Source organism: Pedobacter sp. UC225_61 (genome assembly GCF_044452285.1).
In the GTDB taxonomy this organism is placed as follows: domain Bacteria; phylum Bacteroidota; class Bacteroidia; order Sphingobacteriales; family Sphingobacteriaceae; genus Pedobacter.
The window spans coordinates 546284-560192 of the sequence record NZ_JBIOAL010000001.1 but is presented as its reverse complement, the minus strand read 5'-3'; the positions used below and the strand labels follow the sequence as shown (position 1 = coordinate 560192).

Here is a 13909-nt window from a genome sequence, read left to right as displayed (position 1 = left end):
AGATACCTTATTTTTTTAATCTATCACACATCAAATGATTGCTAAATCTGAAAATAGATTTATTAGATTAAACTTTATTAGTATTGTTGTAACACTACTAGTCATTTTGGCTGGAGGAATTGTTCGCAGCACAGGATCTGGTATGGGTTGTCCTGATTGGCCGAAATGCTTTGATCAATATATACCACCAACTTCCGCATCACAATTACCTGCTAACTACAAAGAAAAATATGTAGCTCAGCGCTTGGCTAAAAATGAACGTTTTGCTAAAACTTTAGAAAAATTAGGCAAAGCTGATTTAGCAGATAGTATTAGACACGATACTTCAATTGCGCAACCAGAAGCATTTAACGTTGCAAATACGTGGACAGAATATGCAAATAGATTGGTAGGTGTGGTAGCAGGCTTTTGTCTAATTCTATTAGTGGTCTATTCATTTGCATTTAAGAAGTCAGCTAAAAGAATAATTGTGCTCAGCATTTTAAATCTAATTCTTATTGGTTTTCAAGGATGGTTGGGCGCTATTGTAGTATCCACTAACTTAACACAGTGGGTGGTAACGGCGCACATGTTAATCGCTTTAGTAATACTTGGTATTTTAATTTATACCTACAATTATGCTAAAATGCTGCACAAAGAACGCAGTGTAATTATGTACCGCATTTTATGGTTAAAAGGCTTTTTAGCTTTTACGATTATCATCACCATTATACAAATTATTTTAGGCACAGAGGTACGTGAAAGCGTAGATGCAGTTGCTAAATCTTTGCAATTTAATGGACGAAATACGTGGATTGGTAAAGTTGGTGCTATATTTTCATATCATAGGGATTTGGCAATTTTAGTAACCATTTGCAATTTCATCGTATACAAAATGGTGATTGATCGTTTTAGTGGTAAAGGTTGGCCTTTGTTAACTGCTAATTATATCATGATCACACTAATAGTACAAATTGCTACTGGATTTTTATTATCGTACTTAGCACTACCACCATATGCACAAGCGATACATGTGTTGTTTTCTATGCTTTTATTTAGCCTACAATATTATTTATACCTATTAGTTTACCGTACAGCTACTTATAAACCCAATTAAATTGAAACAGTTTTTTTCAGACTTCTCAAAACTAATCAAATTCAGACTTACCTTTTTGGTAGTGTTTTCTGCGTCGGTTACGTTTTTAATTGGATCTAAAATTCAGATTGATAGAGGCATAGCACCAGGCATAAATTGGACTAATTGGCTAATTCTTATTGTGGGTGGATTTTTGGTTACCGCTTCAGCAAATTGTTTCAATGAGATTATTGAAAAGGACTTGGATAAATTGATGTCTAGAACCAAAGATAGACCAATGCCAGCTGGTAGAATGACTACAGGACAAGGTTTGGTACTTGGTTTAATAATGGGAATGGCAGGTACTTCTTTATTGGTGAAATTGAATCCAGAAACAGGCTTGCTTTCTGTTTTCTCTATATTATTGTATGCTTTTGCCTATACACCTTTAAAACGTAAATCGCCAATTGCAGTGTTTGTAGGAGCAATACCAGGCGCTTTACCACCACTTATTGGATATATTGCTGCTATTGGCGGACAATCGGAAATTGGTTATGTTCCTGTAGATTATCAGATCGCATTAATTTTATTCCTCATTCAATTTGTATGGCAATTCCCTCACTTTTGGTCTATTGCTTGGGTATTAGATGATGATTATAAAAAGGCTGGTTTTAGATTATTGCCAACCAAAAAACGTGATAAAACAAGTGCGGTATTTACTTTTGTAAGTACATTGATTTTGATACCTATAAGTTTATTGCCAACCATTTATGGTTTTGGTGGATATTATATTGCTGGAGTATCTATTGTAGCTGGCCTTCTTTTTAGCTATTTCGCTTATCAAATGATGGTGAAAATGGATTTGCCCAGCGCAAGAAAAGTGATGTTCTGTTCGTTTATTTACATCCCTTTAGTACAAGTGGTTTTATTATTTAATTTAATAGTTTAACAATATTAAAATGGTGCATACTTTGCAACAACAAGAATTTAAATTTGATGCCAAACCCAAAAAGTTTGTGGTGTGGTTATTTGTGGTTTCTTCTACCATTATGTTTGGTGGTTGGACAAGTTATTACATTGTATTCGCTGCTTCTAAAGGTAAAGGACATGGCTTAGTATTGCCAGATGCTTTTATGTACAGCACCGCGGTATTGGTAATTAGCAGTGTTACACTTTTCTTAGCTTCAAGAGCTTTAAGAAATGGGAACAAAAAATCACAACAGTTATTTTTATGGATTACCTTTGCGTTAGGGCTGGTTTTTGCCTATTTGCAATTTCAAGGTTGGACAGGATTATATCGTAGTGGAGCAGTTTTAATTAATAATAATGCAGCTATTTCTTTGATATATGTTGTATCAGGTTTCCACTTGTTACACATTTTTGCAGGTATTTGCTTTATCTTAAATGCATTAATTGGTTCTTATAAAGAGATTCCATTAGAGAAAGCAGTTTATCGTCAAGAAATTACCTCTATTTTTTGGCATTTTATAGATATATTATGGATATATCTGTATGTTTTTTTACTTTTGAACAGTTAGATTTTTTAACAAACTATTATACTATTACTAAATGGATTCATTATCGAAATTAGACCAAGTTAAAACCACTCCATGGGCTGGCGGACATTCTCCCTGGAATGTAGAATATGGTAAAATAATGATGTGGTTTTTCTTATTATCAGATGCCTTTACATTTTCATCATTATTGGTTTATTATGGTGCACAACGTTTTACTAAGTTTACTTGGCCTGCACCAGACAAGGTTTTCCAATCTATCCCAGGCATAGCAGAAAGCGGTGCTCCACTTGTATTTGTGGGTATTATGACTTTTATTTTGATTATGAGTTCGGTAACAATGGTGCTAGCGGTAGAAGCTGGTCATCGCCGTGCTAAAAAAGAAGTAATTGGCTGGATGATCGCAACTATTATTGGTGGTTTCATGTTCTTAGGCTGTCAGGCTATTGAGTGGACACACTTACACCACGATGGTTTTTGGTGGGGTTCTATTCCATCTGCAGAAGAATTAACTCATTTCTTTAATGGGCCTGTCTCTACAGTTGCCGCACAACAATTTGCAAACTTATTCTTTACCATTACTGGTTTCCACGGTTTCCACGTATTTAGTGGTGTGGTGATCAATATCATCATTTTATGTATGACGATTAACGGAACTTTCGAGAAACGTGGTCATTATTTAATGGTAGAAAAAGTAGGTCTTTATTGGCACTTTGTAGATTTAGTTTGGGTGTTTGTATTTACATTCTTCTATCTAGTTTAATTATTATTTTAAAAAAAATATTATGTCAGAACAACACATACATACAGATGATCATGCACACGGTGAGCATGAAGGAATGACGAAGAAAAAAATCTGGAAAGTTTTCGGTATTTTATTGATGATTACCGTTATTGAGTTTATCATCGCTTTGTGGGCAATTCCTCAAGGACATCTTACACAACATACAGGTAATTATATTTATATCGTATTAACCTTACTTAAAGCATTTTACATTGTGGCCTACTTTATGCACTTAAAGTACGAAAAACTAGGACTCCAGTTAGCGCTTTCGGTTTCCTTTGTATTTATTATTTATTTCATAACATTAATGCTAATTGAAGGTGGCTATCTTCACATTCACATGCCAAAGGTTTAATGAAGTACCCCATAAAAAAAATATTAATCCTGGTCACCATATTAGCGGTACCGGGATTTTTATATTATTTACTTCAGGAAAAGGGTAAAAACAGATATAAGCCCTTAGCTATTTATGGCGAAAAGCAAGTTGCGTCAACCTTTCATTCGGTAAGAGGAAAGCAAATTCCAGATACCATTTATCACCAAGTGGAAGACTTTAAATTAGTTAACCAAAAGGCTGATACAGTTAGTTGGAAAAATTACGACGGAAAAATTATTCTTACTCATCTTTTTTATACGAATGGAGGAATTTACGGGATTGATGTTGCGAATACAGCTTTAAAAACCCTGAATAAAGAATATGCAAAGAATACAATGGTTCACTTTGTGGGTTTAACAATGGATTCTGAACATGACCAACCTTCGGTTTTAGCCGATTACGCTAAAAAACTAAATGCCAAACCAGGCAAATGGGATTTGTTGACAGGTGATAGCACAACCATACATCAGTTTATTAAAAATGGATTATTGTTAGATGCATTGAAATTCACGGAAAACGGACAAACTAAATTTACGTTTAGTAATATGTTTGTTCTTTTGGATCCACAGCATAGGATAAGAGGATATTACGAAGCCACAAATCAAGAAGCATTATCTAAGCTAGATGATGAAATTAAAGTATTGATTGCTGAAGAATTAAGAGATATAAAAGACGGACGATAGATGTCATAGTCAAATAAATTGACAAATAGGATAAGTTAAATACAAATGAATACAGCAGTAGAACAAAAATATAATAAGTGGATAATTGTATTATCTATAGCGATACCTCTAGTTGTGGCCTTGCTTTTTGGCGTTAATTTAAGAAAACTAGGTTACGATGTACAGCCGCTTTCTTTTTTGCCACCAATTTACGCAACCATTAATGGAATAACTGCTGTAGTGTTAATTATAGCAGTTTGGGCAATCAAGAATGGGAAAAGAAGGTTGCACGAAAACTTAATGAAGTTTGCGATCTTTCTTTCTGTTTTATTTTTAGGAATGTATGTTGCTTATCACATGACATCAGATTCTACAAAATTTGGTGGTGAAGGTGCTATCAAGTACATCTACTATTTTATTTTAATTACGCACATCTGTTTATCAGTAATTATTATTCCATTTGTATTGGTAACGTATGTTAGAGCCTTAGCGCAACGTTTTGATAGACATAAGAAAATTGCAAAAATTACATTTCCAATGTGGTTATATGTGGCAGTAACTGGGGTAATCGTATATCTCATGATATCGCCATATTATAATTTTTAAAGCAATTTTATCTTTTATTAGGTATATTTGTAATCATGAAAAAAGGAATAATTTTTCTATTTTTTATCTTATTGAGCTTTTCGTTTAGCCCAACAGTTAAAGCGCAATGTTCTATGTGTACCATTAATGCCGAACAAGGCACTAAAAATGGAAATACCCAAGGCAAAGGACTTAATTCTGGTATCGTTTATCTTTTAGCTATTCCCTATCTTTTAATGACAGGGATTGGTGTATTATGGTATAGAAATTACCGTAAAAAAATGATATCTACACCTAGTAATCACTAGGTTTCCTCATCAAACTTATTGTAATGGGTCATTCTATAAAGAAAACACCTAAACTTTATGCACTCCTAACTGGAAAGTGCCCACATTGCAGAAGAGGCGAAATATTTACAGGAAGTATTTACGGTTTTAATGTGCAGCGGACTAATTATAAATGTGCACATTGTGGACAGCGATTTGAAATAGAACCTGGTTACTTTTATGCAGCAATGTATGTGAGTTATGCGATGAATATGGTTGAAATGATAACCATGGGTTTTGCAGCATATTATCTATCTAATGGAAGATTGGATTTCGATTCTTTATGGCTGTATGTAGGTGTCATTTTTTTGGGATCACTTTTTTTATCTCCCTTAAATTATCGATATTCACGTATAATTTTACTGCATTTGTTATCGCCTAAAATTAAATACAATGCCAATTTTGATAAGCCATGATTAAACCTAAAACCTTATCCTTTTTAACTGAACTTGCCGAAAATAATAATCGTGAATGGTTTGCAGAAAACAAGTATTTGTATGAAGAAGCAAAAGCAGATTTATTTCCACTCATAGCAAAGCTGATTAAAGAACTTGCCATAATCGATCCACAGTTTTCTGCCGATACAGAACCGAAAAAAGCGTTAATGCGTATTTACCGTGATGTACGATTTAGCAAAAATAAAGATCCTTATAAAAAGAATTACGGTATCGCATTTGATGTAAAAGGATATGGACCAAATATAGCAGCCTATTATCTTCATTTGCAACCTGGAAATTGTTTTTTCGGTGTGGGTTTTTGGCAACCAGAGTCTTCGGTATTAAAAATGATTAGAGAGGAAATTGATTACAATACTTCTGAATTTTTAGACGTTATCAATGCAAAAGAATTTAAAAGTATATTCAAGCTAAGCCAAGAAGATAAACTGAAAAAAGCGCCAAAAGGATATGAAATTACCCATCCTGAAATTGAATTGTTAAAGTTAAAAAGCTTTATCGCAATTTATTCAATACCAGACGCAGAGTTTTTCAAACCAACAATCGTTGATAAGTTGATAACTGCTTTTAAAACTATCCAACCTTTTGTTCTATTTTTGAGAAAAGCCACTACACCCTAGTTAAAGCTGGCAGTTTACAGTTAACAATAAAACATACAATTCGTATAATGAAAAACACTTTTCTAGCATTAGCGATCTTTTTATTCGCTTCAACCATTAGTTCTTGCGTAATATTATCACCTAAAAAGTATAAAGCTTTATTAGCAAAACAAGATTCATTAAGTACAGGTTGGACAGAATCTCAATTAAAAAATGAAAGCTTAGAACAATTAATTGCCCGTTTAAAAACGGACACTACAAACTTAAGTGGTCAACTAAATGATTTAAAATCTCAATATGCAGAAATGGATGCCAACTATACTAAGTTGCGCAGCAATAGTTCTAACGAGATTAATAAACTTTCTGATGATTTAAAAAAACGTGAACAGCGCTTAAAAGAAGTAGAAGAAGTGCTGCGCAAACGTGATGAAGCAACCAATCAATTAAAAGCAAAATTACAACAAGCATTATTAGGATTTACTAAAAATGGGCTAACCGTTGAGATTAAAAACGGTAAAGTATACGTTTCGTTAACTGATAAATTATTATTTCCATCAGGCAGTATTATTATCGATGAAAAAGGTAAACAAGCATTAACGCAATTGGCTTCAGTATTAAAGCAACAACCAGAAATTAATATCGCGGTAGAAGGTCATACTGATTCTCAAAAGATTAATAACCTTGGTCAAATTAAAGATAATTGGGATTTAAGTGTGCTTAGATCAACTTCTGTAGTTCGTTTTTTAACAGATGAACAAAAAGTAGAAAGCGTGAGAATGACAGCAACTGGTAAGGGAGAATTCCAGCCTTTAGGTCCAAATACTACCGCAGAAGGTCGTAGCAAAAATCGTAGAATAGAAATTGTATTATCACCCAAATTGGATGAATTATACGACTTAATAAAACAGTAAGTGTTTTGTTATTGAATTAAAGCGAAGAATTAATAACTTATTTATAGATTCTTCGCTTTAATCGGTTATTAATTTTTAAAAAGGACTTACTAAAGAGTTGAAGTCACCTAGAACTAAGTCTTTATCGGACAATAAAAATTGATTGGCATTAAGATGCTTACTCCAATTTATATTTAAAGTTGAGTCGTTCCACATTATTCCAATTTCAGAATCCTTATCGTAATAATTGGTTACTTTATACGTGAAAATAGTATTGTCTTGTAACGTTAAGAAACCGTGTAAAAAACCTGGTGGAACCCACAATTGCTTATGATTTTCACCACTTAATTCTATCGCAAAATGTTCGCCATAGGTGGCTGAATCTTTACGAATATCAACAGCAACATCTAAAACACTTCCTTGTATCACACGAACTAATTTGCCTTGTGCAAAAGGAGGTGCTTGTGCATGTAAACCGCGTAAAGTTCCTTTTTGAGAAAAGGATTGGTTGTCCTGTACAAATACAGCATTTATGTCTGCTTCAGAAAATAATTTTGCACTATAACTTTCGTAAAAATAACCACGAGGATCTTTCCAAATTTTAGGTTCAATTACAAAAAGATCTTTTATAGGGGTTTCTATAATATTCATATTAGGCTACAAATTCCATTAATGTGCGAAAAGCAACAAATCTATTTTCGAATTTACGTTGTAAGTCTGCTTGTAAAGCTGGAGCGTAATTTTGTTGGTAATCGTCATAATCTTCTACTGTTTCTACCACATATTGTGTGCAATAAGTGATTCCTTCATTTGGAGAATCTAGCACTCTCAGTAAACGATTGGAAACAAATTTTCCAGTTGCCATTACCTCAGGAATATGCATTTCTAACATCCATTGCAACCACTCTTCTGCAGCTGCATCTTCTATAATTACGGTTACGTTGTATAATAACATAGTACAAAGATATAATTAAGTGCCTACATTATCACCACGTATATTTCTAAAACGTTTCCGTGCTTCTGCATTAAACATACTTCCAGGATAATCGTTTATCAATTGTTGATACAGCTTTTTAGCTTCTTCAGGGTTATTCAGTTTCTTCTCCAAAATGTCCGCTAGTGTAAATAAAGCATCATCAATCCAAATGCTAGTATTTTGAGTAGTAATTAATTCTTTTAACGCAGTAACCGCTTTATTCATCTCATTAATTTTGATATAAATTCTAGCTTTAGCCATTAAAATATCATCCATTAAACTATTATTCGGATAAGCAATATCAATGCTATCTAATTTCCTCAAAGCTTGATCAGAGAGATTCATAAATTGCAGCATTTCTGCATCAGCATACATTTTTAGTGCTAAACTATCGTTCTTGCTTTGCAGGTTATCAGAGAGTAAAAGGCTTAAGTTCAACGCATCATTTGCAATTAATTGTGTAGTAGATGCTTTTAAAACATCTGCTTGAGATTTAGCATAATCAAAATCACCAACGTAAAAATTAAGTCGAGCAGAGCGATAACGAGCTTCATTCCCAATTGGCTGATTTTCGAATTGTTTAGCTACTTGTTCGTACACCAAAATAGCTTCCCAAGGTTGTTTAGTTAAAATATAGATATTACCTAAGTCTATCTTTATTTGTCCAATATCTGCATTAGAGATCCCTTTAATTTGTAATCCTTCTTCTAAAGTAGCTTCTGCTTTTTTTAAGTCGTTTAGATGATAAGCTTGCAAATAAGCTAATTTTTTTAAAGCAAAAAGTGTCTGCGGGGTTTTACCGTATTTGGTTAAAGTCTCCTGATATTCATTTACCAACGCCAGTATAGCTTGTTTATCAATTTTTCCAGCAACTGCTAATTCATATTTAGCATTAATCAATTCAATTTTCGCTGGGAGATATAACTCATTTTCTGGTCCTTTTGTTAAAATATACTCGTACGCTTTTATAGCTGTTGAGAATGCTTTGTTCGCAATAAAAGTATCAGCCGAGTTAAACAATAATAATCCATCTCCTTTTGTTCGTTTATCTTGAGCAATTAATTGCCGTAGAGCCATTTCGTAATCCTGTTGCTGTATATATTGCCATGTAAGTAACTCTGTATAAACTTCCGTTTGTGGATCTTTTTGTATTTTTTTTAGTAGAGCAGTTTGTAATAATTGATAATCTGTATTATCCTCAAATACAGAAGATAAAACGTTTTCCGCTTGCGATATTAATTGAGGGGCGCTAGGTAAAGCGTTCAAGTATTCTTCAATTAGCATTCTTTTATCTTTTTTAAGTCGATAAATACTAAGCAATTCATAAACAAACATTTGGTCGTCACCAAACAATTTTCTTCCTTGCAAAAACGCTGAGACTGCCATATCATAAGCTTCAAAACGGTAGAAACTATTGGCTAAATCTCTAAATCTATATTCGTCTTTTGGTGTGTTATTTATGGCTTCCAGAAATGATTTGTTAGCTTCTGCAATGCGCCCATTCTCTTGATAAACTCTGCCTAAAGCAATTGAATACTGTGTTTTTGTGGGATTTTGTTTAATCAGCTTTTTAAGAAGACTTTCTGCTTCAGTGTATTTTTTAATTTTAATGAGAGATGTGAAATAAAGTTCAAAATACGTATCATTCTTAGTAGCATTGAAGAGTTTTTCTAATAAAACTGCAGCTTTCTCGTAATCTGCTTGCTGGTAATACTGATAAGCCAAAGCTTCATCAACATTGTCTTGTGCATGTAGCAAAAAACAAGCGCAGGTTAGGAAACAGACTAAGAGAAACTTTTTCATTAAAAATGGATTAACGTATCGCCTAAATTAAGTTTTAAACACAATTTAAGCTGATTGCTAAAATAACGAAAATTGTTAAAGCGTATTCTAAATGTTACTCATATTTTGTTTGAATAAAAGTACAATGTTGCTACATTGAGACTCCGAAGTCTGTTTTTAAGAGTAAGTAACAATGTTACTATTTAGTGCCTTTGGCAGATAGGGTTGCTTATTTTTGTATACGATTTAACTATGATGATATTGAAGAGATATGTTTGGGTAATGCTGGTTGCATCCTTTTTTGCTTGTAAGCAGGGAAATAAGGTTGCGATTATTCCTGTTAATGATTTTTTTAAATCGCAGGATAGAGCAACCTATCATATCTCTCCAGATGGTAAAAGTCTTTCTTATCTAAAACTACAAGATAAAAAACAAAATCTTTTTGTAGAAGATATTGCAACTGGGAAAGTTGTTCAGCTAACGCATTTACGTGATAAAAATATCAACTTTTACTCATGGGTAAGTAATAATGAGCTAATTTATTATAAAGAAAAGGCTGGTGAACGTTTTCAGTCAGATCTTTTTATTATCAACAAAGAGGGTACAAAAGAACGGCAATTGGGTAATAACGAAAAGAGTAGAATTCGGGTTTTAGAAGATCAATTGATTGAAGATAAGTTTTTGTTAGTGCTTTCTAATAAAAGAGACTCTACAGTTTCTGATGTTTATCGCTTAAATGTTAGGGATGGAAAAATGGAAATGGCAGCGCAAAATCCAGGTAATATCACCAATTGGGTAACAGATTCTCGCGGTAAGCTTCGTATGGCCGTTTCAAGTGATGGTGTAAATGAAACTGTGTTGTACCGAGCCAATGAAGAGCAAAAGTTTAAACCAATTCTTACAAACAACTTTAAAACAACATTATTTCCAGTTGCATTTGCTGAAGATAAACCAAATATCGTGTATGCTATATCTAATGTAAATAGGGATAAAAATGCTTTGATTGAATTAGATTGTATTACTGGAAAGGAAAAAAGCGTATTATTTGCTAACGACACATTGAATGTGGTTAATGCACAGTATTCGAGACAAAAAGGAAAAATGGCTTACGTTGTGTACGAAAGTTGGAAAAAGGAAAAACACTATTTAGATAATGATGCAAAGGTTCTTTATCAGAAATTGGATAAACTATTACCTAAAACGGAATCAAGAATAATGGACAGAGATAAAAATGAAAATGTCTTTGTAGTTAGAACATTTACAGATAGAAATCCAGGATCTTATTATTTATATAGTGCTAACACAGGTACCTTAAAGAAGTTAAGTGATATTAACTCTGCGATTAATGAGGAGCAAATGTGTGAAATGAAACCAATTAGTTATATCGCTAGAGATGGATTAAAAATAAATGGATATCTAACACTGCCTTTAAATTCAAACGCTAAAAATTTACCTGTGGTTGTTATGCCACACAATGGTCCAGGTCAGCGCAATACTTGGGGATTTAATGCAGAAGTACAATTTTTAGCAAATAGAGGCTATGCAGTTTTGCAAGTGAACTATCGTGGGTCTACAGGGTATGGGAAGGATTTCTATGCTGCTGGCTTTAAACAATGGGGTGCTAAAATACAAGATGATGTGGATGATGGTGTACTTTGGTTAATAAATAGAAAGATTGCTAATCCTCAAAAAATAGCAATTTATGGTAGTGGTTTTGGTGGCTATATCGCACTAAATGGCGCTATTAAAAGTCCGAAATTGTATAAATGTGCTGCATCAAATTCAGGCGTACTTAATTTATTTAGCTATTTAAAGTCAATTCCGCCATATTTTAAATCGAATTTGCAAATGTATTACGATGTCTTAGGTAATCCAGATACAGATGTAGATTATATGCGCCAAGCTTCACCAGTGTTTCATGCCGATAAAATTAATATTCCTATCTTTATTACTCAAAATATTAAAGACCCACGCATTAATTCGAGTGATGCGATACAGTTTGTTAAAGAATTGAAAAAACGTAATGCGCCAGTTACTTATTTTGAAAAAGACGAAACACCTTTTTCTATGAACCGCGAAGAAAGCCGTCAGCAAATTTACACTGCTTTAGAACAGTTTCTAGAAAGTAATTTGAAGAAGAAATAATCCGATAAATCAAAAATGATTTCAGAAAAGGATAGTGGTTATCGCAAGAATTTTTCACTGATAGTAACATTTATTGTCTTAATTTCTATCTTATTTATTCTTTCCCTTTTCTTAGCTTTTAATTTTAGTAAAAAGAATATAGAGAACGATTTTGTATCTGCCAAAGCCAACGTACTCGAAGAAAGTATAAAACCATATAATGATTTCTTTTTAAATAAACTGCCAGAAATTTCATACTACAACGGTTATTTAGATTCTGCAACGGCTTCTAAATTTGTCGATACAGTATTATTGCAATATCCTTTTGTATCTAAGGTGATTTTTTATGATACACAAGTAAGAAATGTAAAATACGAAGAAAATGGTCTTAACATCGGAGATTTTTCCATAGGGATGAAAAGTGCCTATCAGTTTGGAAGCCTAGTGCCTAAAGATTCGATAAAGCTTTTTGGGGAAAATGAAGTTCGCAAAAATGTGAGTTTAGATGATTTTACAGCACTTTCTATAAAACTCATCAATTTTATTCAAAAATTAGATACCACGAAGGTGCCAAGTCAGGAAGAGCTATTTAGTAATTTCACAAATACACGTTCTAATCACATCGATTATTTTAATATACCTAGTCATGAGTTGTTAAAAACCTATAAAAAAATGGTAACAACAAAGCTAGAATCTAACCCTGTATATGAGCAAGATATGCTTTCTTTTGAGTTAGATCCTTACAAAATAAGGATTAAAAACTCTAGACCATTATTATATCAAAACATCAGAATTGAACCTATTACCTACGATCCTTTAGATACCTCATCAGAATATGTTACCGGAGAAATTACGTTGGGAGGTGCATTTTCAGAATATAAACTCTATTTTATTTCCTCCAAATCTTTTATAAAACGAGAAATATTCAGTTATTTTTTACCTATTGCTGCGTTGTTATTATTGGTGTATGGAGTATTGGTTTTAGTTGCCTTTTTAATCTATCGAAACTTAAATATAAATCATAAAATGTTTAAACTTCAATATGATTTCGTAACCAATCTAACACATGAGTTTAAAACACCTGTAAGTGTAATTAAGATTGCTGGAAATAACATTAAAAGTGCAGCAAGTTTAACCGTAAGAGAACAACAATTGTATGGTAAAATATTAGATGAGGAAGCTGATAAACTAAATGGTTTGATGAATAAGTTGCTAGCATTTACTCAAATAGAGAATAAGGCTATTACCTTAAATCAGGATGAAATAAATATGGAAGAATTTATTGAAAGTACGATAGATGTACATCAACTAAAACATCCGGATTTTGAGTTTACTTATGAAGTTTCTGGCTTTAAAACATTTATAACAGATCCTGTTTTATTAGGCAGTTTATTCGATAATTTAGTAGAGAATTCTTATAAATATTCTCCGCCTGATCGTAAAAAATTACACATTAGTGCTCGGTTAATTAAAGATAGAGTTGTACTTCGATTTAAAGATGCTGGCATAGGTATTCCATCATCAGAAATAAATAATATCTTTAAAAAGTTTTACCGTATTCAAAACCGATATAATCAAAATGGAAGCGTGGGTTTGGGTTTGGCTTTTTGTAAGGAACTTGTTAACTTTATGAACGGTGAAATTTCGGTAAAAAGTGTTGTAGATAAAGGAACAGAGTTTAAAATTGTACTACCCTATACTAATTAAATTGAAATGTTGAAATGTTAGAATGTTGGAAGTAATACACCTTTCAATCTTTCAATTTTTCAACCTTAAAACAAA

16 protein-coding genes are annotated in these 13909 nt (G+C 32.8%); 13 read left to right on the top strand and 3 right to left on the bottom strand.

Annotated elements, in window-relative coordinates; translation table 11 throughout:
* Positions 1 to 34 precede the first annotated feature (34 nt).
* Genes ACHMWN_RS02745 through ACHMWN_RS02695 form a run of 11 tightly spaced genes read left to right on the top strand, consistent with a single transcriptional unit; the run spans position 35 to position 7266 of the window.
* Positions 35 to 1096 carry a heme A synthase gene (locus ACHMWN_RS02745; RefSeq protein WP_397297549.1) on the top strand — a complete coding sequence of 354 codons (1062 nt, stop codon included), beginning with the start codon at positions 35 to 37 and terminating at the stop codon, positions 1094 to 1096.
* Position 1097: 1 nt separating this feature from the next.
* Positions 1098 to 2003, top strand: coding sequence for a heme o synthase (cyoE, locus tag ACHMWN_RS02740; RefSeq protein WP_397297547.1), 906 nt, complete (start codon positions 1098 to 1100; stop codon positions 2001 to 2003).
* 10 nt (positions 2004 to 2013) lie between these two features.
* Complete coding sequence (locus ACHMWN_RS02735) at positions 2014 to 2592, top strand: heme-copper oxidase subunit III (RefSeq protein WP_397297546.1); 579 nt, start codon at positions 2014 to 2016, stop codon at positions 2590 to 2592.
* Positions 2593 to 2623: 31 nt separating this feature from the next.
* Complete coding sequence (locus ACHMWN_RS02730) at positions 2624 to 3331, top strand: cytochrome c oxidase subunit 3 (protein ID WP_397297545.1); 708 nt, start codon at positions 2624 to 2626, stop codon at positions 3329 to 3331.
* Positions 3332 to 3353: 22 nt separating this feature from the next.
* Positions 3354 to 3707 carry a cytochrome C oxidase subunit IV family protein gene (locus tag ACHMWN_RS02725; RefSeq protein WP_397297543.1) on the top strand — a complete coding sequence of 118 codons (354 nt, stop codon included), beginning with the start codon at positions 3354 to 3356 and terminating at the stop codon, positions 3705 to 3707.
* Complete coding sequence (locus tag ACHMWN_RS02720) at positions 3707 to 4411, top strand: SCO family protein (protein WP_397297542.1); 705 nt, start codon at positions 3707 to 3709, stop codon at positions 4409 to 4411. Before ACHMWN_RS02725 ends, ACHMWN_RS02720 begins: the two co-directional genes overlap by 1 nt.
* Positions 4412 to 4456: 45 nt before the next feature.
* The gene (locus tag ACHMWN_RS02715; protein ID WP_397297540.1) at positions 4457 to 4996 is read left to right on the top strand and encodes a DUF420 domain-containing protein; all 540 of its coding nucleotides are present in this window, start codon (positions 4457 to 4459) and stop codon (positions 4994 to 4996) included.
* Between the two features lie 35 nt (positions 4997 to 5031).
* The gene (locus ACHMWN_RS02710; protein ID WP_397297539.1) at positions 5032 to 5283 is read left to right on the top strand and encodes a hypothetical protein; all 252 of its coding nucleotides are present in this window, start codon (positions 5032 to 5034) and stop codon (positions 5281 to 5283) included.
* A gap of 23 nt (positions 5284 to 5306) precedes the next feature.
* The gene (locus tag ACHMWN_RS02705; RefSeq protein ID WP_397297537.1) at positions 5307 to 5717 is read left to right on the top strand and encodes a DUF983 domain-containing protein; all 411 of its coding nucleotides are present in this window, start codon (positions 5307 to 5309) and stop codon (positions 5715 to 5717) included.
* Positions 5714 to 6376, top strand: a complete 663-nt coding sequence (locus ACHMWN_RS02700) for a DUF2461 domain-containing protein (RefSeq protein WP_397297536.1) — start codon at positions 5714 to 5716, stop codon at positions 6374 to 6376. Before ACHMWN_RS02705 ends, ACHMWN_RS02700 begins: the two co-directional genes overlap by 4 nt.
* A 47-nt stretch (positions 6377 to 6423) precedes the next feature.
* Complete coding sequence (locus tag ACHMWN_RS02695) at positions 6424 to 7266, top strand: OmpA family protein (protein ID WP_397297534.1); 843 nt, start codon at positions 6424 to 6426, stop codon at positions 7264 to 7266.
* 75 nt (positions 7267 to 7341) lie between these two features.
* Here the strand turns inward: ACHMWN_RS02695 and rfbC are convergent, their stop codons facing one another.
* The 3 genes from rfbC to ACHMWN_RS02680 are packed head-to-tail and all read right to left on the bottom strand — an operon-like array spanning position 7342 to position 10024.
* Positions 7342 to 7896, bottom strand: coding sequence for a dTDP-4-dehydrorhamnose 3,5-epimerase (rfbC, locus tag ACHMWN_RS02690; protein WP_397297533.1), 555 nt, complete (start codon positions 7894 to 7896; stop codon positions 7342 to 7344).
* Position 7897: 1 nt separating this feature from the next.
* Positions 7898 to 8200 (bottom strand): DUF4286 family protein, encoded by a 303-nt coding sequence (locus ACHMWN_RS02685; RefSeq protein ID WP_397297531.1) that lies wholly within the window; start codon positions 8198 to 8200, stop codon positions 7898 to 7900.
* Between the two features lie 15 nt (positions 8201 to 8215).
* Positions 8216 to 10024, bottom strand: coding sequence for a tetratricopeptide repeat protein (locus tag ACHMWN_RS02680; RefSeq protein ID WP_397297530.1), 1809 nt, complete (start codon positions 10022 to 10024; stop codon positions 8216 to 8218).
* Positions 10025 to 10255: 231 nt separating this feature from the next.
* Here ACHMWN_RS02680 and ACHMWN_RS02675 point away from each other — a divergent pair, with 231 nt between their 5' ends.
* Positions 10256 to 12148: a S9 family peptidase gene (locus ACHMWN_RS02675; RefSeq protein WP_397297529.1), complete on the top strand. Its 1893-nt coding sequence runs from the start codon at positions 10256 to 10258 to the stop codon at positions 12146 to 12148.
* A 15-nt stretch (positions 12149 to 12163) separates the two neighbouring features.
* The gene (locus ACHMWN_RS02670) at positions 12164 to 13834 is read left to right on the top strand and encodes a sensor histidine kinase (RefSeq protein ID WP_397297527.1); all 1671 of its coding nucleotides are present in this window, start codon (positions 12164 to 12166) and stop codon (positions 13832 to 13834) included.
* Positions 13835 to 13909: the final 75 nt, after the last annotated feature.